The sequence below is a fragment of the Alteromonas sp. DY56-G5 genome (assembly GCF_041414725.1).
GTDB classification, from domain to species: domain Bacteria; phylum Pseudomonadota; class Gammaproteobacteria; order Enterobacterales; family Alteromonadaceae; genus Alteromonas; species Alteromonas macleodii.
On record NZ_JANHZQ010000001.1, the window covers coordinates 162,117 to 186,213 of the forward strand.

Consider the following 24,097-nt stretch of genomic DNA (forward strand, 5'->3'; position numbering starts at 1 on the left):
GCGCCCGAATTCATAGCGGCGCCCTAAACGGAGGGCTTTTTGGTGAGTGAAACATCGTATTCCACCGAACAAGAGCGCATTCTAGCGCTGGAAGCCCGCGTTAACTCTTTAGAACGACAGCTTAAACGTCAAAAAATAGCGCGTAAAAACGCAGAGTCTTTTCTTGAAACCTACTCACAAGATGCTTACTTAGCGAATCAAGCGCTAAGAAAAGCCTTAAAAGATTCAAAACAGCGGGAAAGGGAGTTGTTGTACCTTAACCGTGCCGCATCACAGCTTTCAAATGCTCAGCCGGGTAAGAGTTTTATATTTTCTGCGCTGGAATCGGCGGTCGAATTTAGCGGTGCCCATTGTGGAAAAGCATTTATTGTAGAAGGTGAAGCGCTAACGGTGGGGGATGATAGCCAGGTGCTATCTCATGAAAATGGATGGTATAGCTCTCCCGAGCTCGCCAAACTTCTCAAAGACGAAACCCCTCTGACACTGCGTGAGAGCTATTCCCACTGGTGCGTTAATGCAGTGGAGCGACCAGATACAAAAGAAGAAGCAAGGCTACTTCACTTTATGCATGAAATGGCAGACGGCGAATTCGCTTGGCTCGTGTTGCTTACCAAAGACGATCACTTAGAAGAAGAAACGCTACACGTTCTTGATACCACCAAACATTATCTAAACATTACGTCTCGTTACCAGAACAAAAAAACTGAGCTCACCAGTCGGCAAATAGAATTGAGTTCGGTTAAAAAAGACAGAGACTTTCTAGAAGAAAGGCTGGTTAGTGCAGACAAGATGGCGATGTTGGGACAACTTGCTGCGGGTATAGCACACGAAATCAATAACCCTATCGGTTATGTTCGAAGCAATACGGTGGTTGCAAAAGAAATTTTTAGCGATTATCAACACGCGTTAGAAGAAATAGGCAAGCTTTGTCGCACTGCTGGTGGAGAGGTAGAGTCGCAGTTCGAGGCGCTGGAAAAACGCTTTTCACTACAAGAAAGTGCGAGCGAAATTACAGAGATGTTCAATGAATCTCACGAGGGCATTGAACGTATTATTGAAATTGTAAAAGCGCTGCGAAGTTTTTCGTATCCTGGTTCAGGAAAGCATACACAAATTAGTGCCATTGACGCCATGAACACGGTGATCAAGCTAACGAACAATCTGCACAGGTACAAAAACAAACTTAATGTAGAAGTACCCGATAAGGATGTCTATTTCCTTGGTAATGCAGGACAGATCCAGCAGGTGTTGGTTAACTTTGTGACCAATGCTATTTATGCAACACCAGAAGGGAAGTCCATAACACTAAAAGTGCAGCAAGATGACAAAAGCGCCATGCTTATCGTAGAAGACGAGGGTATTGGTATGTCGAAAGAAACACTGGATAGAATATTCACGCCCTTTTTTACAACTAAACCACCCGGCGAGGGAACAGGGTTGGGAATGTCTATTTCCATGACTATTGTTGAAGAGCACAACGGAAAGATAAATATCACTAGCGAAGAAGGAAAGGGTACGCGCGTTACCGTTTTGTTACCTCTAGCCTAAAGTATAAATTGCTTTCCTAAATAGCTGATAGAATATAGAATTTCTCTAATTTTTTCTTCCTGCTAGACAGAATTTGTTTATGTTCTAGTCTTAGGAGGTAAGCAACATTTCCTACGATTAACGGATGATTGCTTTGCTACATGGAGAAAGCACCCAATGAGAAATAATCAGCCAGTTACCCAGAAAGAGTACAAGTTTCCCGCACATCATCGTCTTATTTCATCTACCGATAAGCGCGGTGTAATCCAGCATTGTAATAGCGCATTTGTAGAAGCAAGTGGCTTCAGTCGTGAAGAACTCATTGGTAAAAATCACAACATTATCCGTCATCCAGATATGCCTGCTCCTGTGTTCAAAGAAATGTGGCGTACTTTGGAATCAGGGCAAAGCTGGATTGGGTTAGTTAAAAACAGAAGAAAAAATGGCGATCACTATTGGGTTTCGGCGTTTGTGACTCCCGTTTATGAAGGTAAGTCAGTAGTAGGCTACGAATCTGTTCGAGTGCCGGCGTTAAATGACGAAATAGCACGCGCATCTAGTGTTTACGCCAGAATGCAGGAAGGAAAATCTGCGGTATCACCGATGTCGCGACTGGGGCAAGGGCTAATGCACATGGCGCCAGCAATATTGTTAAGCGCCCTACTTGTTTTAGTACTCGCGTTTACCCATGGTTGGGCAGCGGCAGGCATTGCGCTGCTTGGAGCTGTAGTTTTAATGATTGCTCAAGAAACCAAGACAAGAAAAGACTGGGGCGCGCTGCTTTCTCTTAGCCCAGAAAGCTACGCTAATGAAACGGTGGCACAAACCTACTTCCCAGACCCCCCTCACATAAGCCAAGCCAAACTTGCACTGGGGTGTGAACTTGCCAGAAATCGCACGGCATTAACCCGAATTAAAGATGCGTCAGCGGGGCTCGAATCGATAGCTAACACCACGCATCAACAAGCAGAAAGCACCAGTGCCGCGGTTGTTCAGCAAAATCAAGCTACACAGCAAATTGCGTCTGCGGTAACGCAAATGAGTCAAGCGATTCAAGAAGTTGCCGAACGAGTAGAAAGTAACGCAAAGAGCGCAAGGACAGCGGCATCTAATGTAGAGACAGGCAACCAAAAAGCAGAACAAGCCATGCAGGCGATTGTCGCCTTACGCGAGGCGGTTGAGTCTATCTCTACCACAGTGACAGAGTTGGCTCAGTCAACCAGCGATATTGGCGAAGCGGCCAATATCATCTCGACCATCGCTGAGCAAACTAACCTGTTAGCGCTTAATGCTGCGATCGAAGCTGCAAGGGCTGGCGAACAAGGAAGAGGTTTTGCGGTTGTTGCCGATGAGGTTCGTACTTTAGCTTCGAAAACTCGCGAATCGACCGATAAAATCCACAACATCATTAATGAATTGGCTGAGCGTTCTGACCGCGCTGTTAGGGTATCGACGGAAGGGCTAGCTTCAGCTGAGCACGGCAGCGCTATAGTAGAAGAAACCCGAGGTGCATTGTTTGAAATTAACAATGCAGTAAAAGGTATCGCTGATGCCACGGTAGAGATGTCTTCAGCGGTAGAAGAACAAAGCACGGTGGCAGAGCATATTAACCAGCAGTTAGTAGAAGTCGCTGACGGCGCGTCTGAAACCCAGCGTTCATCTGAAGCATCGCTTGCAGCAAGTCACGATTTGCGCGCAACGGTTAATCAGGTTCACGAGCTAATATTGCGTTTCAGTACAGATAAGCGAGTGGGAGAGTAATACTCTCTCCAGCTCGCTTAAGCTCGATCCATTAAAAGACCTATTGCCTATTGGCGCATAGATGTGGGGCTAAATAAAAGCCTATAAAACCGGAAACAACGCTGTAGGCATGGGTATTTATGAGTTCGCGTTTAGTCCCGCGTGTAGGCCGCGTCTGTAGGCCGCCACAGCGGGGAATAGCGAAACCAAGTATGTGCACCCCAGTATCAGTAAAATGATAATAACACTGCTTTGTCCAAACAGTGGGCTGCTTAAAAACAACCCATAGGTACTGCTTAACCAAGGTTTTAGTGCGCTCATAAGCCCAGCTACCAAGCCTAAACTCAGTGCGGCACTCACAATCGTAAGCAGCATCGCTTCAATCTGTATGAGTAGCAGTAAGGTAAACGGTCCTGCGCCTATAGTTCGTAAAACGGCGATTTCTTGATAACGCTCTCTCATCGTTGCCAGCAGCATAGTCGCAAGCCCAATTAACGCGCAGATGACGATAAGACCGGAAAGGCCAAGCAATAGCGATTCAACATTTCCCATAATTTGCCAAAGTTCTGCGAGTGCCATGCCCGGTAGAATAGCCATTAGCGGCTCTTTTTTACTTTGATTAATTTGATACTGAAGCTGCAGTGCAGTTACCCGATGTTTAAGCCCCAGCATCACCACGGATACTGACTCAGGCGTAAACGCTTCGCTATTGTAAACTGCATGTTCTTTTGTATGCTCGTCATGCTCATGCTCATGCTCATGCTCATGCTCATGCTCATGTTCATGCTCATGCTCGTTCGCCTTGTCAGCAGATTTACGGCCTAACATTGAGGTGGGCGAATGTTTAGGTCCTGTGTGGGCTTCTTCAAGTCCCTGTAGGGTAACGTATACGGCTTTATCTACGGGCGTACCGGTTTTCTTAACTATGCCTGAGATAGTGAAAGGGTGATCGTCATGGTTGTTGAACGATACGCTACCCAGACCATGGGAAATAATAATCTTATCCCCTACCTTGTACCCCAATGATTTGGCGATATCTGCGCCAATAACGGTAGACAGTGGCTGCGTAAATGTCGAGCCTGCTGCCATTTCAAGTGATTGCATATCACCGTATTTAAAGTGGTCGAAAAAGCTGTTGGTCGTACCTACTACTCTAAAACCTCTGTGGGTATCACCCAAAGATAGTGGGATAAGCCACGATACCTGCTTGTTAGATTGAAGCGCCGCAATACTTTTATATTCAATACCTTTGGTGGGAGTGCCTATATTAAACACTGATGACAGGAGTAAATTAAGCTGTCCACTTGGTGCGCCAACAATAAGATCTACACCAGAAACGGTGCGCGTAAAACTGGTTTTAACTTGGGTGCGAATAATGTCCACGCACAAAAGTAAACTAATGCTGATGGTAATGCTTAAAAGTGTGAGGATTGCCGTTGTTTTCCTGCGCTTTAAGCTTTCAATAGCAATGGTACTTAGCATTACGCACGCTCCTGTGCTTTTGGGGCCTCATCGCCTCGCGTTTTTAAGTGGTTTGTACTTGGGCTTAATTCACTCATGCTGCAGTGGCGGTCGAAATAACTCTCCATGGCTTTATCGTGACTAACAAAAATCATGGTGCTTTCACCTGCAACGTCTTTTAGCAGCGACATAAAACTATCTCTGGCATCGGTATCTAGGGCAGAGGTAGGTTCATCGACAATTAATAATTGTGGGTCGTTAATCAGTGCTCTGGCAATGGCAACGCGCTGCTGCTGACCAATACTCAATGCGTCAGCTTTCGCATGCAGCACGTGAGAAGGCAGCTGTAGCTTGTCCAGTAAATGACGAAGCTTTGCGTCTGATGCTGTCTTGCTGACGTTTGTACTTGCAAAATACACCGCCGCATTAATGTTCTGTGCCACAGAAAGGTAGGGAATAAGATTAAATTGTTGAAAAACAACGCCGATACTGCGTGCTCTAAACTTGTCCCGCTGTCGGTTCGATAATGTGGAGAAAGGCTGCGCTAATAAGGCAATGTCGCCCTGAGTTGGAGTTAATGTTCCGCACAGCAAATTGAGCAATGTGCTCTTTCCGCTACCCGAAGGCCCTGAGAGAAAAACGTGCTCACCTTGCGAAACTTGCCACGCTTTAATGTCAATGATGGGGGGACTTTCTTTGGTGTACGAAAACTGTAAATTGCTAACTTCAATCGCTGTGTTGCGCTCTTTATTCACTGCGTTGTGCTCTTCAGACACTGCGTTGCGCTGGGAGTGAGTGCTATTTTTTTTATTGATGGTATTCACGCTAAACCCGACCTGTATTTACGTCTTATGTTCACATTAGCAAAAGCGACACGTCTGTTCACCCAGTTAAAAACCAGAGAAAACACATTGCCGCGTTGAGGTAATGTTATCAAATAACATTTTTGCGTATAGCTATGCTATCAGATCTCATCAGCCTAAAGCGGCAATTGCTCTTATTAATTGCTCATCATAACGACGCAAAAGAGAGGCGCGCCTAAATTATCAGCCGTTAGCTTGTAGCTTTACCACTTCTGCGCTTTCATCTTCTAATACGCTTTCTGCGGTAGCGCCTTTGAAAATCTTACTGATTTTATCTTTGTTTTTAGACAGCATGATGGTGAGCTCTTCCACTACGCTATCGTCTAGCTTGATGCCCTTCGCATGAATGTAGTCAGCAAGGTTATCTGCTGCATCGAGCATTTTGTCATACTGATCGGCTTCTTTTTTGTCGGTAGTTACCAATTTTTCTACCCCTTTGTGCGTAACAACATACTGTGTGGTAATGGCCATGGTAGGTCCCCTGTTTATTAAAGACACAAAAACTGTACAGTATTTTACTGTATAAATAAACAGTATTTTGATTAAATGTCTGAGCGTAGTGTTTGGGGAAAGGGCAAATGATTGCTCTAAAGGTGATTAATGCTTGTGCAATTAGTAACTGCTGCGTATAATGCGCGCCCTTACAGCCATCCCAATTCGTTCCTTGTCTCCATACAGTCGGCTGTACTGTCGAGGCTACAACCGTAAGGAGCTATAATGCGTCATTACGAAATCGTATTTATGGTTCACCCTGATCAGAGTGAACAAGTACCTGGTATGATCGAGCGTTATACCACAATCCTAAAGCAAGACGGTGGTCAGATTCATCGTTTAGAAGATTGGGGCCGTCGTCAACTGGCTTACCCAATTGAAAAGCTGCACAAAGCCCACTACGTACTAATCAATGCTGAAGCGTCTGCAGAAGCTGTTGATGAATTGGAAAATGCTTTCCGTTTCAACGACGTGATCCTACGTAACATGGTTATGCGCACTAAGACTGCTGTGACTGAGCCTTCTCCAATGATGAAAGAAGAGCCTCGTCGTGAGCGTCGTGACGATTCTGCTCCTCGCCAAGATCGCGCGGAAAAGAAAACTGAAACCACTGAAGACAACGCTTAAGGAGATCACCCATGGCTCGTTTTTTCAGACGTCGTAAGTTCTGCCGTTTCACTGCAGAAGGTGTGACTGAGATTGATTACAAAGATATCGCTACTCTTAAGAACTACATCACTGAGAGCGGTAAAATTGTCCCTAGCCGTATTACTGGTACAAGCGCAAAATATCAGCGTCAGCTGTCTTCTGCGATCAAGCGCGCACGTTTCCTTGCGTTGCTTCCGTACACTGATTCACACAAGTAATTTGGCGAATATAAGGGTTAGCTAAGATGAATATCATCCTACTAGATAAAATCGCCAACCTTGGCGGCCTGGGCGACCAAGTGACTGTTAAGTCTGGTTACGCTCGTAACTTCCTTTTCCCACAGGGTAAAGCGGTTCCTGCAACTAAAGACAACGTTGAAAAGTTCGAAGCACGTCGTGCTGAACTTGAAGCGAAAATTGCTGAGCAACTAGCTGCTGCTAACGCACGCGCTGAAAAAGTTGCTGAGCTTGCTGAAGTTACAATCGCAGCTCCTGCTGGTGACGAAGGTAAACTATTTGGCTCTGTTGGTACTCGTGACATCGCTGATGCAATCACTGCAGCTGGCGTTGAAGTACAAAAAGCAGAAGTTAAACTACCTACTGGTACTCTTCGTGAAACTGGTGAGTATGACATCGACTTACAACTTCACTCTGACGTTATCACTTCAATCAAAGTGATCATCATTGCTGAAGCGTAATCGCTGACGTATTTGAAAAAAGCCGCTCCTAGAGCGGCTTTTTTTTGCTCTAAATTTTTGTTCGATACTTAAAGAACAATACCAATCCGCATAGATGATTGCCCACCCAGAAGGTGCTGGTAAGTTTCCTAGCAAAGCGTGGGAATGTAGGAATGGCCGTTGCTTTTTAAATTCCCATAGTGATGCTTGCCAAACCTTCCCGAAGGGCGAGTTAAAAATATCCCTACCCTCACTCCACGTCGCGACGCCTAATTAACGGTGGGTGTAAGCAAATATGTCCAGCGCCGACAAATGGCGTATTTTTGAGGTCCACTCATCTGCGATAAATAACGTTTTTTAAACGGTGTTTAAACAAAATGTTAATAATCGCTGAAATTCTTAGTGTCATGGCTTTAAACTTTTTCTGTCATTCCTGCGACCTATAGTAAACCAAACAATAAAAAGCATAAGTGCCATATTATGGACATCACTAAGCAAGCAATAAAAAACGCGACTGGGGTAGGTATAGGAATAACACTGCTGGTATTTTTAGGGCTATATAGCCTGTTTAATTTACCTGTACAGCTGTTTCCTGACATTGAAAGACCGAATATTAACATCCAGACCTCGTGGCGCGCTGCGTCGCCCCAAGAAATTGAGTCGGAGATCATTGAACCTCAAGAGGAAGTGCTGCAAGGGATCCCTGGCCTTGAGTCGATGAATGCATGGGCAAACCAAGGTAATGCGTGGATTAATCTAGAGTTTGGTTTAGATACGGACATGCAGAAAACGCTCATTGAAGTGATTAGCCGCATGAATCGCGTACCGCCACTACCTCGCGATGCCTTGTCCCCTAATATTATGCTTGCTGGAAGTGGGGGAGACGCCCCCGCTTTGACCTACTTTTTTCTTCAGCGCCTTCCGGGCAATCCAAACGAAATTAATACCTATGTAACCTTTTTTACCGATGTCATTAAACCTCAGCTTGAGGCTATTCCAGGCGTGGCCAGAGCACGTATGGAAAGCGGGGTTGGCGGCGTTGAGGAGTTTCAAATTGTTTTCGACCCGTTTAAAGCGGCGCAGTTAGGCATTGACCTAACGGCAGTTGCCAACGAGTTGGGGCGTGCGAATGATATTTCAGGCGGCTTTGTCGATGTGGGCAGAAGACGCTATACCCTGCGTTTTGAAGGTCGCTACGAGCCTACGCAAATGGGTGAAATGATCCTTGAATGGCGAGACGGCAGCCCGATCACTTTAAATGACATTGCCGAAATTAAAATCACCCGCGCTGACGGTGCAAACTACAGTGTGCAAAACGGCAATCCGGCCATATCTATTCGCGTAGACAGACAAAACAACGCCAATGTTTTAGCTACCTTAGAAGCCGTAAAAGCAAAAGTTGCACAAATAAACGAACAGGACTTGGCCCCTGAACAGTTAGTAATGGCGCAAAGCTTCGATGCCTCAGTGTTTATCTATAGAGCGGTGCAGCTAGTTACCAGCAATTTATTTATAGGCGTGCTGCTTGCCATTGCCGTGCTTTGGCTCTTTATGCGCCAGCTGCGGGCAACGCTCATTGTGGCATTGGCCATTCCTATCTCACTACTTAGCACTTTTGTGGTGCTTCAACTTACCGGTCGCTCGCTCAATATCATTTCACTGGCAGGACTCGCCTTCGCGGTAGGTATGGTGCTAGATGCCGCTATTGTCGTGCTGGAAAACATTGTAAGAACGCGCAAGAGCGCCGAAGCCGAAATCGAAAATAAAGACCCAAATTCACAAACGCACATGGAGGATTGTGCCCATCGGGGAACGAAAGAAGTGTTTGGTGCCCTCATGGCGTCAACAGCCACCACCGTTGCTATTTTTATTCCCGTCATGTTTTTGGAAGATGTTGAAGGGCAATTGTTTGCTGACCTCGCTCTTACCATTGCCATTGCAGTGTGTATGTCGCTAGTGGTTGCGGTAACGGTATTGCCCGTCGTTGCCGCTAAATACCTTAATGGCAACATGCCAGCTGATAGCTTACAGCGGGTATGGGCTAAGATAACCCGCGCTATTATGTCGCTATCAAGTACGCCGCTTCGCCGCCTTGTATTAGTTCTAACACTCATGGGCGTGCCTATTACAGGTAGTGTTTTGCTTATGCCTTCCATGGATTATTTGCCGCCCGTAAAACGCGATGCCGTTGACGCCTTCTTAAGTTTGCCTGCGGGTGCCAGTGAAAACTTTATTAGTGAAGAAGTGATGCCAATTATCGTTGAGAGACTGCAGCCCTATATGGACGGAGAAAAGCAGCCAGCGCTGAAAAACTACTACATTATCACATGGCCAAATGGCGGAAATTTGGGTGTGCGCGCTAAAGATCAGTCTAAGGTCAAAGAGTTAGAAGCCATTGTTCGCGATGAAATTTTAAAGGATTTGCCGGATACACAGACCTTTTCACAACAAGGCAATTTGTTCGGCGGCTTTGGAAACGGTCGCTCAATCGACATTCATCTTCAAGGTACCGACCAAGCCATGCTCGGCATCGCTGCGCAAGCAGGTTTAGACAAATTGAGAGAAGTTTTCCCTAACGCTAATGCGCGTTCGAATCCTCCACTAGAGCAAGCTGAACCAGAGCTTCGCTTTTACCCTAATGACAGCAGAATGATGGAAGTCGGGTTAAATCGCGGCAGTATGGGGAACCTGGTACGTGCCATGGGTGATGGTATGTATGTGGGGGAGTACTTCGATGGCACCAAACGCATGAATATTATCTTTCGCTCAGCACCTTGGTTTACACCCGAAGACTTAAACAGCACGCCAGTCATGACGCCATCAGGCGAGGTGGTGCAATTAGGCGAACTGGTAGGTATTGAAAGAGCCGTAGGACCAAGCCGTATTCAGCGCATTGATGGTCGAAGAACCCTTACGCTAAACGTAAATCCGCCAGAGGGGATGAGTTTAGAAGAAGCCATGAAAGTGATTACCTCTGAGGTTGAACCTGCCATTATGGCCATGATGCCTACCGATGGCGCTATTAATTATGGTGGTAGCGCGGATAGCTTAAAAGGCGCTATTGCCTCGATGGCTGATAACTTTCTTTTTGCCATGGTGTTGCTACTGCTGTTAATGGCGGGGTTGTTTAAATCGTTAAAAGACAGCGTGCTGGTAGTACTTTCTATTCCGCTAGCCACGGTGGGCGGGGTGATTGCTATTCGTATCATGAACATCTTTACCTTCCAGCCCATGGACCTGTTAACCATGATTGGCTTCATTATTTTGCTAGGGCTTGTGGTGAACAATGCCATTTTACTCGTGCATCAGACTCGTATAGGAGAGCAAGAAGGGCTGACCCGTGATGACGCGGTAGAACAAGCCATCAAACTACGTTTACGGCCTATCTTTATGAGCACGCTGACTTCAATCTTTGGCATGCTGCCCCTGCTGTTGCTACCAGGTGCAGGCAGCGTTATTTACCGAGGTCTTGCGGCTGTTATTGTGGGAGGAATGACGGTGAGTACCATATTCACCTTGCTATTACTGCCTACCTTGCTGCGTATGACGGCTTCAAAGTCACCTGTAAATATACTCAAACCCCTGGCCGAGCGCATAGAGAGCACTGGCGCTTCGCCGACTACCTCATCCACCGCAAAACAAAATAAATACAACGATCATGTGTAAGGAAAAGACAACCATGAAAGCAACGACTTCTACTCTCGCCCTTAGTGTGTTTACCTTATTTGCAAGCTGTGTATCGTTGAGCGCACAAGCACAGGATAGCAATCAACCACCGCCGGTGCTGGTACAAATAGATGAAGCCAGAGAGCAAGCGATTTCACAACTTACCTGGGTTCCTGGAACGGTACTTAGCGTTATCGATGCGAACCTAGCCTCTGAGGTAGACGGTCGCATTACTTGGATGGCAGATGTAGGTGATGTGGTAAAAGCGGGGGAGCCTTTAGTTAAAGTCGACGATACTCGCTTAAGTATTACCCGCAATCAAAATGCCTCAAATATTGCCAGATGGCAGTCGCAGGTTGAACTGTTTACCAAACGTCTCGCGAGGTACAAAAACCTTCAGGCCAGTCAAAACACGTCCAGAGGTGAGTTAGAGGAAGTGGAAGCTGACTTAGAAAATGCTAAGCAGGAGTTAGCGCAAGCCAAATTGGATTTAGAATTCACCGAGTATCAGATAGCACAAAGCAGTATTCGTGCTCCCTTTACGGCTTTGGTGGTTGAAAGGCTGCAGTCGCCGGGCGAATACACTGGGGTAGGGCAAACCCTGCTTCGCGTGGTAAACCCTGATAGTGTTGAAGTTCAGGTGCGCGCACCGCTCAACGTATTACCCTATATTGCTAACGGCATGAGCGTAAGCGTTCACAATAACGTGAACCAAGTAGAAGAATCTATTCGTGCCATTGTACCGGTAGGCAACAGTACATCGCGCATGATGGAGCTACGAATTGCCATCAACCCCGGTGACTTTCCTATAGGCAGTGCAGTGCGCGTGGCGTTGCCTAGCAGCGATACTCATGATGGTGTCACCATACCCCGCGATGCACTGGTACTAAGAAAGTCGGGAACCTTTATCTATCAGCTCAATGAAAATAATGAAGCGGAGCAGGTTAAGGTGACAACCGGGGTGGGCATGGGCGATAGAATTGAAGTGTTTGGCGATGTGAACCCGAAGCGCTCGGTCGTGGTGAGAGGAGCTGAACGTCTGCGTGCAGGCCAGAAAGTACGTTACAACAATGAGCGTGAGTCTTTGACAGCGAAGAACTGAGAGAATTGTAACAAATGTAAAAGTGCTATCCATTTAGACTAAAGTTAATGAGAATGTTTCTTATTTGTAATTGTTGATTATCAAATGGAGACATCCTTGAAAAAGTTAGTTTTAGCCAGTGCAGTATGCACGCTATCCAGTCCGGTAGTATTTGCGCAATCCCTAGAAAACCAGAATGAAGAAACCAAGTCTATAGAGCGAGTTGCTGTGGTAGGCGCAGCAACTAACTTGAGCATTACTGCCGAGGATATTGAGCAGTTTCAGGCAAACGATTTAGCTGATGTTTTTAGAGAGTCTCCGTCGGTCAGCGTTGGCGGTTCAGTAGGTGTAGCGCAGAAAATCTTTATCCGTGGACTAGAAGATGCCTACCTGAATGTAACCGTAGATGGCGCGCAACAAACCTCAACCCTATTTCACCACATTGGCCGCGTAACGCTAGATCCCGATCTTTTGAAGCAAATCGATGTGCAGGCTGGTGCAGGTGAAGCAACCAGTGGCCCAGGTGCCATTGGTGGTTCAATCCGCTTTAAAACCAAAGATGCGCAAGATTTATTGAGAGGCGACGAACAATTTGGTGGTCGAGTAAAAGCGAGTTATTTCTCAAACGAAGGCACCCGATATAGCGGCAGCCTTTATGGAAAGCTAAGTGATTCATGGGGCTTGCTAGGTTATTACAGCACGGTTGACAGAGATAACTTTGAAGATGGCGACGGCAACGAAGTGCTGGGTACTGCCGCAGATCAAGATCTCATGTTCCTTAAAGCCAGTGGTTACATTGCGGATAATCAATACCTTTCAATAAGTGCAGAGCAGCGCGATGAAGAAGGTGAGTTTTCGGCAAGACCTAACTGGGTAGTACTAGAAGGTGCTCCACTTTATCCTAGTGAAGCAGAGCGTGATACCTACGTAGCGAACTACCGCTTTGACCACAGCGCATTGGTTTTCTTAGAAGCCACTGCATACCAAACATCATCATCGTTCCGCGGCGGCCGTTTCGATTTCTTGTCTGATATCGATACCTATGGTTTTGATATTAGAAACACCACCGACATTTCAAACCACGTATTCACCTACGGTATCGACTATCGTAAAGATGAGGTAGAAAGTGGCCCTGGCGTAGGTCCTGTGCAGAACGCAGAAGAAGGCAGCGTAATGGGTATTTACGCGCAAGCTCATAGCAATATCACACCAGAGTTGCTGTTGAGCTACGGTGTTCGTTATGACGACTTTGATTTTCAGCAACAAATCTTGATCGATGACTATTACGGCACACCCGTTACCGATGAGCCATCTGGACTAGACGACAATGAACTTAGCTTTAACGTCGGTCTTGAGTATCAGCTTACCGAAGCTTGGACCCTTGGTCTTGGTTACGCAGAAGCGGCGCGCGGTAAGCAAATTGGTGATGGTTTCACGCTTGACGAATACTTATATGATGGTGAGGACGTTCCCGTTGTAGCCAGTGACGTGGTGCCTGAAACTGTCACTAATATTGAAGCGTCAATCGAATACAGCGCGAATAACCTTAATGCACGCCTTAGCGCCTATGAATCTACTATTGATGATGTGCTATTTAGCGGTTATCAAGGAAACTCGGTATTTAATAATATCGGCGACCTAGAATCATCTGGCGTAGAGTTTAACCTTGCGTATCGCTGGGACTCTGTTGACGTGTACTTTGGGTTTTCAAGCGTAGATGTTGAATTGATGCCTCGTGAAGATCTGTACAGCGTACCCTATAACAGCATCGATATTAACGGATACGAGTTTGTTGGCTTAGGTAATAGTCGCGGTGATACGTGGGTACTTGGTGCAGATTACACGGTTACTGCTGACATTAGTGTTGGCTTTAACATCACTATGGTTGACGACATCAACATAGATACACTACATCAGGCCTTGGAAAACGGTTGGACCGACTCGCTTTATTCACTTAACAAAGCAGACTATACCCTAGTGGATATTTATGGCGAGTGGGAAGTCACAAACGACCTTCGCTTAAATCTGGTGGTAACGAACTTGTTTGATGAAGCGTATATCGACCATTCAAGTGTGGGTGACTACAGCGAAGTATTCCCAAGCGTTATTGGTCCGCAAGAAGCTGGACGAGATATTCGTTTGTCTGTGACTTACGATTTCTAAGCAACGCCTTTAGATGAACTTTTCCACGTTTAAAAGGTGGGTCTTTTGGGCCCACCTCTTTGCTGGCTTATTGGCCAGCATTGTCGTTTTCATTATGGCTTTTACCGGTGTATTACTCACTTACGAGCGCCAGTTCAAAGAGCTAAGTGAAATGGCTTATGCACAAACGATTGATATCGAAAAGTCGGTAATCTCGACTGAGCGGGTTGTATCACTACTTCGTGAAAAGCATCCTAACGAAGCGCATATTTTTGTTCGATGGGTCAATAGCGAGGGAGCGGCAATTCCCGCATGGGCCGGCGAACACAGCTATCTTATTCACCCCTATACCGGAGATATATTAAGAGAAGGAGAAGGGGTCGTTGAAGAAGCGTTTCATGTCATAACTGACCTGCATCGATATCTTTTAATGGAAGGGGATTACCAATTAATTGGCAAAACCATAACGGCTTATAGCAATCTTATTTTTATTTTTTTGCTGTTATCGGGAGTCATCATATGGTTGCCCAAACACATATCGAAAAAATCCTTAAAGCAGCAAATGTGGTTACGGCAAAAGTACACTAATAAACAGCACCGTCGCCGACATTGGCATTTTGTTTTTGGTATGTGGTCACTGCCTTTTTTAGTTGTGATTGGACTAACGGCTACCCTGTTTTATTTTGAGTGGGCAAACAAAGCATTGTATGGAATGTACGGTGAACAAGTCCCTACTCGCGAAAAGAAAGCTATGCCTGAGACGCTAGACGCCGACGTTGTCAGTTACGACACGCTATTTACCAAAGCTCAGCAACACGCCAATGAAAATGGCTATCAGGATTGGTATTCCATGTGGATGGAAATTGGCAAAAGTGAGGGTGCTGCACGGTTTTATATCGATAAAAGTATAGGGCACCGGCAAGAGTTAGCGTATTCACTGTATTTCGACACGGGAACCGGTGACATCACTAGGACACTGTACAAAACCGATTGGCCCAAAGGGAGTCAGGCTTGGGGTACTTCCCGCTTTTTGCACACGGGAGAATACTTTGGCTTTATAGGGCAGACCATTGCAGGGCTGGTAAGCTTGCTTTGCTGTATCTTAGTTTATACTGGCACACTACTTGGAGTGCAGAGACTTCTCAATTTGCGAAAGCAGCATTAAAAGACTTAGGCAGGGTAATGGTAACGACTAGCCCTGTTTGCTTTGTAGTACTAGCGTCTCTATGTAATGCAGCGTCTTTGATTAGTGCAGCGCGATTTATCGCTGATATGTCGCCGCCCACAGCGGCAATTTGACGTTTCGCCAGTGCAAGCCCAAGACCAAAGCCAGAGCGTTTTGCGGCATGTACGTAGTTTTTGGCTGCCCGTGCCTTGTCTACCCTGAAAAAAGGTTCGAATATGGCGTCTAGCATTGATTCAGGGACGCCGGTGCCTTCGTCTGTAACCGTGATAACATAGTTATTATTATCGCTGGTCAGCGTTAAACTCACTTTGCTTTGCTCAGGGGTATGACGCAAAGCATTACGAATAATATTTTCTAACGCCTGCCCCAAAGCAAGCTGGCTGCTCTTTTCAATATTCGCGCATTCAGGTGTGTCGACATGCAAGGTTCTATCAGGGTATTCAAACCGCGCATCTTCACAAATAACATTGATAAGTTCTACCAAGTCAAAGTCATCGCTGTTCAATTGTGGCGATTCTGTATTTAGCCATGCAAAGGTTAGGGTATCTTCAACAAGCTCTCTCATCGTACTTGCTTCATAACGCAGGCGTGAAAGTGCTTGTTCACGATTAATGTCTTGCTCTACAAAGTCTATTGCCATATCAATGCGGGCAAGAGGCGTGCGAAGCTCGTGAGAGAGATCAGCAAGCAAACTTCTTTGATTATAAATGAGACTGCTGGTTCTTTGGGCCATCTTGTCGAACGTCTGGGCAAGCCCAGTAAGTTCGTCATTTCGCTTGGGCATTGCAGCCATTGCACGGGCTTCTAAATTGCCATTTGCGAAATCTTTTGTGGCATTTTCTAATTGCTTTAGTGGCGTCATTAGGTGTCGATACAGCATAAAACTCAACAGACTTAATATCACTAGAGGTAATGCGATTTGAAGCGTTAAGCGTGTGGCGAGCAATAACGAACCTGGGCGCATACGCTGTGGAAGTTGAATTAAAAAGTGCGTATTGTCATCGACGAAGGGGACTTCCATCACAGGGTTTTCAGAAAAGTACAAATGTATTTTCCATTCGGGGCTGCGGCCTATTTGAAATCGGTCAACAAACTCATCTAACATTTGGGTGTTAGCGAATGTGGTCATTTGGGAGTTAACTACGGCAAGCCACGTGTCCTCTGTTGTCTTCACTTCTTGCAAAAAAGCAGCTAACGCTTGTTCTCCATCCTCCAGGTAGATTTTCTCCGCTTCTTGACCATAGGAATAAAGGGTTTCTTGATGAGCTTTATCGATAAAACTCATGCTGGTCTCGGTATGATTGGTAAGCCACGCGATGGCCCAAAATAACAGAACAGTACCAACGGCAATAAATGCGCACAGTCGCCATAGCAGTTTATTTTTCACGAAAAGCGATATCCTTGGCCGTGGACAGTGGCAAGGCGTTCAGGGGGCATGCCAGTCTCAACGAGCTTTTTGCGTACTCTAGACAAATGCATATCTAAGCTTCGGTCGTACCTCGAAAAGGGTTTGTTAAGCACGCTGTGATAAAGAAATGCTTTGCTCAACGTTTCCCCTTTGTTATCTACTAACATCCAAAGAAGCTTAAATTGTATTGGCGTGAATTCGAGTAATCTTGAGTGGTATTTGGTAACTTGCTGAATGCGATTTAAATAAAGCACATCAACAATGATTTCCGACTTTTGCGTGCCTGAGTCGTTTAGTGTTTTGCTGCGTCGCAACAGTGCGTCGATGCGAAGCATCATTTCAGTAAAATTGAAGGGCTTGGGTAAGTAGTCATCTGCGCCCTTACGGTAGCCTTCAATCCTTTCTTGCTCGGCACCTGACGCGGTGATCATCATCACCGGTGTTTGCTTTATTTGCCTTAATTGGTTTAACAACGACAAGCCGTTTAAAGAGGGAAGGCGTATGTCGAGTAACACAAGGTCAAAGTTCTCCTCAAGCACAGCTTGTAACCCAGCATTACCGTCACTTTCGTGGCGAGTGTCAAATCCTCGAGACTGCAACAGCTGTGTGATTTGTTCACTTAACGTCGCGTCATCTTCAACAATGAGTATTCGGGTTTTACGCATAATGGCTTCAGGAAAGAATTTTAAACATACTATTAATAATAGTTATCATTTGCAACTAATCGGTTTGTGACGATGAAGGCGGCCGCTAATGCGCGCTTTTATATTGTTACAAATTTACTGTGGTGCTGATGGTTTCTCGCTTTACAATAACGGTTAACCGCTATCTTAGTGCTTGCGCTAAACTGCGGTTCTCTTGATGTCTGCACAATTGAGTAAATAAAGCATAGACGCAGCAGTCAACTAAGCGCTTTGCCTCCTAGGTTGGAGCTACAAGGACACGATCTTAAAAATGGTAATGAGTTTAAAGAAGTTAACGACGTTGTCGGCGTCGCTAGTAGTAGCAGGAAGTGTCGTGACTGGTTGCGCCAGCTCTAATCATGTTACTCAGATAGAAGGTGAAAATGCTGTAATCAAGCACACCAATGAGCCTGGGTATGAGGACAGATTCAGCAATATTTACGACGGTTTTAAAGCATATCCCGTCACGTGCACTAATGATTGCTACCCAGCGTCTGCCGATATTGAATGTGAAAGTGACATGCAAAATTGTCAGTTCGTTGGCAACAACCCGACAGTGAACTCGAACACCGGCTTTAATGTCACCTGGTTAGGGCACGCAAGTTTTTTACTTAACACCGCAAGTGGTGAGCAAATACTTATTGACCCTGTGTTTGGGCAGTTTGATTGGCCCGTTAATTGGGCTTTTCGATTGGCGGAGGGGTTCAGCCGCAACGAACCCGCTGAGGTAGGTGAAGACAAACTCGCACAAACCGATGCTGTGGTTTATTCCCATATTCACTATGATCATTTCAATAAAGCCGATATTGCCGAATTAGGCACAAAGCCCGAATATCTTGTTCCGTTAGGTTTCGCAGAGCACTTCCCTAATAGAGGCTACACCATAAAAGAAATGGCTTGGTATACCAGCAAAAACGTAGGCAAAACCTCTATTCACTTCGTGCCTGCCCATCATTTCAGTAACCGAATTTGGGTGCCTTATTTGTACGAGGACGACAATGCGACACTGTGGGGTGGTTGGGTATTTGAGAGTGAAGGCAAAACATTGTTCTTTGCGGGGGATACGGGATATTCACCGCACTTCAAGGATATTAAAGCGCGCTTTGGTGAAATAGATGTTTGCCTGTTACCTATAGCGTCTTATTTCAGCGAAACCTCACCTAAATGGTATCGCAAGGTACATACTACGCCAGAAGATGCCATTGTTGCGGCCCAAGACCTAGGCTGTAAAGCCGTAGTGCCTTGGGGCTATGGAAATGCCAGCTGGATGATGGGTGACAAGACGTCACATTCTGCGCTATTTCGTCTTATGAAAATGAAGAAGCAGCTAAACCCTGCAATGCCTTGGATTATTTTGAATGAAGGTGAGCAGGCGTCTTTTTAATTTAAGCTACGGATAAATGGCCTATTTATCCGCAATCTTATCCGCAATTTTTTGGCATTTTCCGCGCCATTCGTCATCAAGCGCCTCAAGATTCGCTAGCTTTTGGGCCAGGGCTTTGTCTGCTTTGGTATGGGCGCATTGCATTAGGGTGTGAACATTAACGGTATCGTCCTCACGGTGCAGTAGTGTTACTTCGTCGCCAACACTGATGGTTCCGGTTTTAATAACCCGGTAATACCAGCCAGTGATACCTCGTTCTCCGACAAATCTATCTAAATTGGGCACTTCGAAGCGTTGCGAGATTTTATTGCAAGGGGCACGGGGTGCGCTTACTTGCAGTTCTACCTCGCCGAACTTCCATATATCGCCGATATAAACGGTAGCATCGTCCATGCCCTCTACACTGATGTTTTCGCCAATGCTGCCCAGCGAAAAGTCGCCTTCAGGAAAATGCTTTCTTAATGTCAGATAGTTGGTCGGGTTGAACTGATGCAGCACTTTCTCCGGTCCACCGTGAAGCCGTTTGTTGGCCTGTTCGTCTTCATCGGTTCTGTCCATATGCACCGTTAACGCGTCGACGGGGGCTTTAACAATACTGCTTGGTGCCCCACGAGGGCCTAGCGGCTGAGGTTTTCCAGCAAACAGAGCGTTAACAGAAAATGAGGTAGACATGGCATCTCCAAAAAATATTTTTGTGCATTTAAACCTTTCTACTATAGGGTACGACTAACCTTATAACACTAACAAGTGCTAATGCTAATCAGCACCACAAATAACAAAGAGAAAAGAATGGAACACACACAACAACGTGTTGTACACGCCAATGTGGTGTTTGGTAATAAAAGCGAAAATGAGCTGATATCTAAAGCGAAAAAGGGCGATAAGCAGGCGTTTCGGTCCCTTTACGATGAACATATTGGGCGAGTCTACGCGCTTTGTTACCGGCTTACAGGTGAAAAGGGAATGGCAGAAGATGCTTCGCAAGAAGTCTTTATTCAGCTATGGAAAAAATTGGGTAATTTTGATGGGCAAAGCCAATTTTCCACATGGTTACACAGTGTTACGGCAAACATTACCATCTCTTATATGCGCAAGCAGAAAGGGTGGGTGCAGCGCATGTTTAACTTGGAAAACAGCGGCATTAACGAGATGCCGGCTGAAGAAAACAGCACCGATGTGGATTTAGAAGCATTAGTTATTCGCTTACCCGAGCGAGCCAGAATGGTTTTTGTCCTCCATGCAATTGAAGGTTACAGGCATGAAGACATTGCCAGCATGTTGAACATGGCAGTGGGCTCAAGCAAAGCACAATTTTTCCGTGCTAAGCAATTATTGAAAGATTTTATGGGAGTCGATGATGAGTAATTTTGACGACAAGCTTGCTCAGCATATTTCTGGGATATCGAAAGAGAAGCAGCCAGAACGAGATTTGTGGCGAGGTATTGAACTCGGCATAACATCGCAGCAAGGCGACGCTTCACAAGACGACGCTTCATCATCTACGGTTACATCAAAACAGTGGATGGCAATAGCCGCAAGCGTTTGTTTAGTTACTGTATTGTGGTTCGCGGCTCCTTTTGCGTTTAAAGCTGATGAAAATCGAAGCGATGGCTATGCCCTGATTGACGCAATGAGTATGCAGCAACAACAACAAGTGAATAGTCTTCTTGCTAGTTATGAAAGTACAACGGCGCTAACTGAAGATTGGCAAGAGCAATTAAAAGAATTGGACGATGCTGCAGATGTTATTAAAGCGGCATTAAAGGACGATCCAGACAACTCAGCATTAATTAAAATGCTGCATCACGTATATCAACAGCAGATTGCCTTAATTGAGCGAGTGCACGCGCCAAAGTGGCAGCAAATTTAATAAGGGTTTAAAGATGAATATAAATACGAAAAGCACATTTTTGCACACGTTCATGGCACCTTTGGGGGCCAAGGTATTACTTACTACTGCGCTGCTAAGTATCGCTACTGCGGCGTTTGCAGGAGAAAAAGTAGATAAGACCATCGACACATCGTCTTCGCCGAAAGTGGACATTGAACACATCAACGGAAAAGCAGATATCCGAGTTTGGGATAAGTCTCAGGTTCGTGTCACCGGTGAACTGGGCGATCAAACTGAAGAGTTTATCTTTGAAAGACGTGGAGATGTCGTGGTTATACACGTTGAAGTCAAGCGCCACTCAAAGAGCTGGTTTAATAAAGGTAAAGATGGCGACGACCTTGTTATCTATATACCTTCAGCAAGCGACCTTCACTATACCGCGGTCAATGCTGATCTTATTGCAGAAGGTATAACAAAAGCAGTAGATGTTGAGGTGGTAAACGGCGACGTAACCCTTAAAAACATAGGTGAGCGGGTTGAAGTTGAGTCGGTTAATGGCGATATCGTGCTTGAGAATGTGAGAGGCCGTTTAGAGGCGGAAACAGTGAATGGCGAAATTGAAGCGTCACACTCAGGAAACACGCCAGTGAGCTTTGCGTCAGTTAATGGCAAGCTCGACATCACTTCCGATAGCCCAGACGTATCAGTAGAAACCGTCAACGGTCGAATCGATGTGTCTCTTCAAGCGGTAGACGTACTGCAAATCAATACGGTTAATGGAAGGACTTACGCAAGTTTAGGTCTTAATAAGAACGGTAGCGTAAAAGCGAATTCTGTAGGCGGTGCGATGGAATTTGTCTTTCAAGATGGCGTATCGGCACAATTTGATATTGAGACGCACGCTGGCGGCAACATTGTAAACAATATCAGTGATGAAAAGTCGCAAAAGCCTAAGTATGGCCCAGGTAGCTGGCTACGCTTTATCCACAACGGTGGGGCTGCAAATGTAGACATCTCTACGGTACACGGGCGAATTGAAATAGACCAAAAGTGAATAAGCTATAGGCAACACAATTGAAACTTTAGGTTGAAAAAATGAATTTAGTCCACATTTATTAATCAGACATGTGGTGATTAATGAAAAGCTGCGAGTGATCGCAGCTTTTTTTGTTTGGTCGCTAAAAATGTGTAGCTGAGCGTTTGTAAGTAACAAAAGTGCGTTTTAATGGCTCTTAGTTACAAGTTAGCGGACCTGCACGCTTCACCCACATCATCACATGGTTTGTTATTTTTTGATTGGAGGTTAAATTGAGTATTGTTGGACACGTCAAAAGGTTTTGGCGATTTCATAGTCTAATTATTGGTGCGTTTGGAATATGCGCATTTACGCTAGGCTGTGCTGTTCAGGAACCCGCTTATTACGAAGGTACTTGGGTGGTGACTAAGGCCTATAATGTAGGTGTTTCAGCTCACTCATCAATAGAGTCAGAAAAGTTCTTGGGTCGCTCGGTAACCTATGCTTCAGACTCGGCTAAACTCGATCAGGCATTCTGTGAGTCACCGGTGTATTCAACGAAAAATATCAGTAATCAAGATTTTTATGCTGCTTTTAAAGCCTCTCCATCATCGCTCGGCTTTAGCGACGACAAGATTACTGAAGTAAGTTTGTCGTGCCTTGATAATTCAGCAATCATGGGTTCTACACTCATTTTTCAGGAAGGTGGCAGCGCCTACACCTTGGTTGACGGTACGTTTTTAAAGCTGGAGAAAACGCTTTAAACGATGTTGTCTTTTTGCGCTTTCGCAACAAAATGACGACTTCCTTTGTTGAGTGATGGACGTTAAAAGCGCATAATATCCAACTGACTTTTGTGCATTGGAATAGGTTTCACTCGTGGCGTCTGCGTCTAAAAACGATAAGAATGTTGAAAAATTGAAGGTTCCACCTCATAGCATTGAGGCTGAGCAATCTGTTTTGGGCAGCATGCTTATTGACCCTGAAAGCTGGGACAAAGTCGCGGAGCTTGTTACCGATAACGATTTCTACAATCGCTCACACCAAATTATCTTTCGTGCAATCACTCGACTACTAAACAGTAGCCAGCCAATAGATCTTATAACAGTATCAGAAGAGCTGGAAAAGCATGATGAACTGGAAGATGCCGGTGGTTTTGCCTACTTAGGTGAACTTGCCAAAAACACGCCAAGTTCTGCGAACGTTGTGTCTTATGCGCAAATTATCAGTGAGCGCGCGATAACCCGTGAGCTTATTGGAGTGGCGCATGAAATAGCGGAAGTTGGATACAACCCCGAAGGCCGTGACAGTGCAGACATTCTTGACCTGGCCGAAAGTAAAGTATTTGAAATTGCCGAGCGAAGAACTGGTGAAAACGAAGGTCCTCGCGATGTCGAGTCTATCTTAGGGAAGACCATTGACCGTCTAGAAGAATTGGTGAAAACCAATAAAGACGTTACCGGTGTTACTACCGGCTTTACCGACCTAGACAAAATGACCAGTGGTATGCAGCCCTCTGACCTTATTATCGTGGCGGCTCGTCCATCGATGGGTAAGACCACCTTCGCCATGAACTTGATTGAAAACGCCATGATGGCAGAAGATAAACCTGTACTTGTTTTCAGTCTTGAGATGCCCTCAGAACAAATCATGATGCGTATGTTGGCGTCATTAAGCCGCGTTGACCAAACCAAAATTCGTACTGCACAGCTGGATGATGAAGATTGGGCACGTATCTCCAACACCATGGCTATGCTCAAAGACAAAGATTGTTTGTTTGTTGATGATTCATCAGGCCTTACACCAATGGACGTGCGAAGTCGCGCAAGAAAACTCGCTCGCGAACGCGGTGGAATCAGTCTAATCATGGTGGATTATCTTCAGTTGATGCGCGTACCTTCTCTTAGCGACAACCGAACATTGGAAATTGCAGAGATCTCTCGCTCACTGAAAGCATTGGCTAAAGAGCTTGAAGTGCCGGTAGTTGCCCTTTCACAGCTTAACCGTACGCTAGAACAACGCGCCGATAAACGTCCTGTAAACTCTGACCTTCGTGAGTCTGGCTCTATCGAGCAGGATGCCGACCTTATTATGTTTATTTATCGTGATGAGGTTTATCACGAAAACAGTGAGTATAAGGGCATTGCAGAGATTATTATTGGTAAACAGCGTAACGGCCCAATTGGTACCTGTCGACTTACGTTCCAAGGTCAGTTCTCACGGTTTGACAACTATGCAGGCCCTGCCATAGCCGACGAATATTAGCCCCTCTTCTAGCGACAAAAGGCTTCGAC

The 24,097-nt window shown here is 45.6% G+C and carries 21 protein-coding genes; 15 read left to right on the top strand and 6 right to left on the bottom strand.

The annotated features are described in order from the left end of the window. Positions 1–42: 42 nt before the first annotated feature. Together NO989_RS00630 and NO989_RS00635 are read left to right on the top strand one after the other, a co-directional pair. Positions 43–1,548: a sensor histidine kinase gene (locus NO989_RS00630; protein ID WP_039229215.1), complete on the top strand. Its 1,506-nt coding sequence runs from the start codon at positions 43–45 to the stop codon at positions 1,546–1,548. A 156-nt stretch (positions 1,549–1,704) separates the two neighbouring features. Beyond that, positions 1,705–3,288, top strand: coding sequence for a PAS domain-containing methyl-accepting chemotaxis protein (locus NO989_RS00635; protein ID WP_039229218.1), 1,584 nt, complete (start codon positions 1,705–1,707; stop codon positions 3,286–3,288). A gap of 117 nt (positions 3,289–3,405) precedes the next feature. Here NO989_RS00635 and NO989_RS00640 read toward each other — a convergent pair whose 3' ends face one another. The 3 genes from NO989_RS00640 to NO989_RS00650 form a co-directional block, all read right to left on the bottom strand. Continuing rightward, positions 3,406–4,749 (bottom strand): ABC transporter permease, encoded by a 1,344-nt coding sequence (locus tag NO989_RS00640; RefSeq protein WP_371341869.1) that lies wholly within the window; start codon positions 4,747–4,749, stop codon positions 3,406–3,408. Beyond that, a complete protein-coding gene (locus tag NO989_RS00645; protein WP_069945126.1) occupies positions 4,749–5,552 on the bottom strand; it encodes an ABC transporter ATP-binding protein in 804 nt (267 codons plus the stop codon). The genes NO989_RS00640 and NO989_RS00645 overlap by 1 nt, the downstream gene beginning before the upstream one ends. 222 nt (positions 5,553–5,774) lie before the next feature. After that, entirely contained in the window at positions 5,775–6,062 is a 288-nt protein-coding gene (locus NO989_RS00650; RefSeq protein WP_014951121.1) for a YebG family protein, read from the bottom strand. Positions 6,063–6,308: 246 nt separating this feature from the next. On the opposite strand from NO989_RS00650, the gene rpsF reads away from it, so the two are divergent. The 7 genes from rpsF (at position 6,309) to NO989_RS00685 (ending at position 15,461) form a co-directional block, all read left to right on the top strand. Beyond that, positions 6,309–6,710 carry a 30S ribosomal protein S6 gene (gene rpsF / locus NO989_RS00655; RefSeq protein ID WP_014951120.1) on the top strand — a complete coding sequence of 134 codons (402 nt, stop codon included), beginning with the start codon at positions 6,309–6,311 and terminating at the stop codon, positions 6,708–6,710. 11 nt (positions 6,711–6,721) lie between these two features. Continuing rightward, complete coding sequence (gene rpsR / locus NO989_RS00660; RefSeq protein ID WP_012519954.1) at positions 6,722–6,949, top strand: 30S ribosomal protein S18; 228 nt, start codon at positions 6,722–6,724, stop codon at positions 6,947–6,949. Positions 6,950–6,975: 26 nt separating this feature from the next. After that, positions 6,976–7,428 carry a 50S ribosomal protein L9 gene (rplI, locus tag NO989_RS00665; protein WP_012519953.1) on the top strand — a complete coding sequence of 151 codons (453 nt, stop codon included), beginning with the start codon at positions 6,976–6,978 and terminating at the stop codon, positions 7,426–7,428. 459 nt (positions 7,429–7,887) lie between these two features. Beyond that, positions 7,888–11,073 (top strand): efflux RND transporter permease subunit, encoded by a 3,186-nt coding sequence (locus tag NO989_RS00670; RefSeq protein WP_069945125.1) that lies wholly within the window; start codon positions 7,888–7,890, stop codon positions 11,071–11,073. Between the two features lie 13 nt (positions 11,074–11,086). Continuing rightward, positions 11,087–12,175 (top strand): efflux RND transporter periplasmic adaptor subunit, encoded by a 1,089-nt coding sequence (locus NO989_RS00675; RefSeq protein ID WP_069945124.1) that lies wholly within the window; start codon positions 11,087–11,089, stop codon positions 12,173–12,175. 96 nt (positions 12,176–12,271) lie between these two features. Then, positions 12,272–14,317: a TonB-dependent receptor gene (locus NO989_RS00680; RefSeq protein WP_371341870.1), complete on the top strand. Its 2,046-nt coding sequence runs from the start codon at positions 12,272–12,274 to the stop codon at positions 14,315–14,317. 13 nt (positions 14,318–14,330) lie between these two features. Further along, complete coding sequence (locus NO989_RS00685) at positions 14,331–15,461, top strand: PepSY-associated TM helix domain-containing protein (protein ID WP_371341871.1); 1,131 nt, start codon at positions 14,331–14,333, stop codon at positions 15,459–15,461. On the opposite strand, the gene NO989_RS00690 is transcribed toward NO989_RS00685, so the two are convergent. Together NO989_RS00690 and NO989_RS00695 are read right to left on the bottom strand one after the other, a co-directional pair. Beyond that, positions 15,439–16,869: a histidine kinase sensor domain-containing protein gene (locus tag NO989_RS00690; protein WP_371341872.1), complete on the bottom strand. Its 1,431-nt coding sequence runs from the start codon at positions 16,867–16,869 to the stop codon at positions 15,439–15,441. The two genes, NO989_RS00685 and NO989_RS00690, sit on opposite strands and share 23 nt — an antisense overlap. Further along, positions 16,866–17,555 (bottom strand): response regulator transcription factor, encoded by a 690-nt coding sequence (locus tag NO989_RS00695; protein ID WP_014977663.1) that lies wholly within the window; start codon positions 17,553–17,555, stop codon positions 16,866–16,868. Before NO989_RS00695 ends, NO989_RS00690 begins: the two co-directional genes overlap by 4 nt. A 289-nt stretch (positions 17,556–17,844) precedes the next feature. On the opposite strand from NO989_RS00695, the gene NO989_RS00700 reads away from it, so the two are divergent. Further along, positions 17,845–18,957, top strand: a complete 1,113-nt coding sequence (locus NO989_RS00700) for an MBL fold metallo-hydrolase (RefSeq protein WP_202285731.1) — start codon at positions 17,845–17,847, stop codon at positions 18,955–18,957. A 21-nt stretch (positions 18,958–18,978) separates the two neighbouring features. On the opposite strand, the gene NO989_RS00705 is transcribed toward NO989_RS00700, so the two are convergent. Further along, on the bottom strand, positions 18,979–19,629 hold the full coding sequence (locus NO989_RS00705; RefSeq protein WP_049585691.1) for an MOSC domain-containing protein: 651 nt from the start codon (positions 19,627–19,629) through the stop codon (positions 18,979–18,981). Positions 19,630–19,746: 117 nt separating this feature from the next. On the opposite strand from NO989_RS00705, the gene NO989_RS00710 reads away from it, so the two are divergent. From NO989_RS00710 to dnaB, 5 genes are all read left to right on the top strand, one after another. Then, on the top strand, positions 19,747–20,322 hold the full coding sequence (locus NO989_RS00710) for an RNA polymerase sigma factor (RefSeq protein WP_014951111.1): 576 nt from the start codon (positions 19,747–19,749) through the stop codon (positions 20,320–20,322). Continuing rightward, positions 20,315–20,827 (top strand): hypothetical protein, encoded by a 513-nt coding sequence (locus tag NO989_RS00715; protein ID WP_069945119.1) that lies wholly within the window; start codon positions 20,315–20,317, stop codon positions 20,825–20,827. The genes NO989_RS00710 and NO989_RS00715 overlap by 8 nt, the downstream gene beginning before the upstream one ends. A 13-nt stretch (positions 20,828–20,840) precedes the next feature. After that, positions 20,841–21,842 (top strand): DUF4097 family beta strand repeat-containing protein, encoded by a 1,002-nt coding sequence (locus NO989_RS00720; RefSeq protein WP_069945118.1) that lies wholly within the window; start codon positions 20,841–20,843, stop codon positions 21,840–21,842. 254 nt (positions 21,843–22,096) lie between these two features. Then, entirely contained in the window at positions 22,097–22,567 is a 471-nt protein-coding gene (locus NO989_RS00725) for a hypothetical protein (RefSeq protein WP_014951108.1), read from the top strand. A 115-nt stretch (positions 22,568–22,682) separates the two neighbouring features. Next, entirely contained in the window at positions 22,683–24,068 is a 1,386-nt protein-coding gene (dnaB, locus tag NO989_RS00730; RefSeq protein WP_014951107.1) for a replicative DNA helicase, read from the top strand. Positions 24,069–24,097: the final 29 nt, after the last annotated feature.

Bases quoted from the DNA above. Each gene is read 5' to 3' on its own strand.
- NO989_RS00635 (WP_039229218.1), top strand. From the start codon at position 1,705: ATGAGAAATAATCAGCCAGTTACCCAGAAAGAGTACAAGTTTCCCGCA.
- NO989_RS00640 (WP_371341869.1), bottom strand. From the start codon at position 4,749: ATGCTAAGTACCATTGCTATTGAAAGCTTAAAGCGCAGGAAAACAACG.
- NO989_RS00650 (WP_014951121.1), bottom strand. From the start codon at position 6,062: ATGGCCATTACCACACAGTATGTTGTTACGCACAAAGGGGTAGAAAAA.
- rpsF (WP_014951120.1), top strand. From the start codon at position 6,309: ATGCGTCATTACGAAATCGTATTTATGGTTCACCCTGATCAGAGTGAA.
- rpsR (WP_012519954.1), top strand. From the start codon at position 6,722: ATGGCTCGTTTTTTCAGACGTCGTAAGTTCTGCCGTTTCACTGCAGAA.
- rplI (WP_012519953.1), top strand. From the start codon at position 6,976: ATGAATATCATCCTACTAGATAAAATCGCCAACCTTGGCGGCCTGGGC.
- NO989_RS00670 (WP_069945125.1), top strand. From the start codon at position 7,888: ATGGACATCACTAAGCAAGCAATAAAAAACGCGACTGGGGTAGGTATA.
- NO989_RS00675 (WP_069945124.1), top strand. From the start codon at position 11,087: ATGAAAGCAACGACTTCTACTCTCGCCCTTAGTGTGTTTACCTTATTT.
- NO989_RS00685 (WP_371341871.1), top strand. From the start codon at position 14,331: ATGAACTTTTCCACGTTTAAAAGGTGGGTCTTTTGGGCCCACCTCTTT.
- NO989_RS00695 (WP_014977663.1), bottom strand. From the start codon at position 17,555: ATGCGTAAAACCCGAATACTCATTGTTGAAGATGACGCGACGTTAAGT.
- NO989_RS00700 (WP_202285731.1), top strand. From the start codon at position 17,845: ATGGTAATGAGTTTAAAGAAGTTAACGACGTTGTCGGCGTCGCTAGTA.
- NO989_RS00705 (WP_049585691.1), bottom strand. From the start codon at position 19,629: ATGTCTACCTCATTTTCTGTTAACGCTCTGTTTGCTGGAAAACCTCAG.
- NO989_RS00710 (WP_014951111.1), top strand. From the start codon at position 19,747: ATGGAACACACACAACAACGTGTTGTACACGCCAATGTGGTGTTTGGT.
- NO989_RS00715 (WP_069945119.1), top strand. From the start codon at position 20,315: ATGAGTAATTTTGACGACAAGCTTGCTCAGCATATTTCTGGGATATCG.
- NO989_RS00720 (WP_069945118.1), top strand. From the start codon at position 20,841: ATGAATATAAATACGAAAAGCACATTTTTGCACACGTTCATGGCACCT.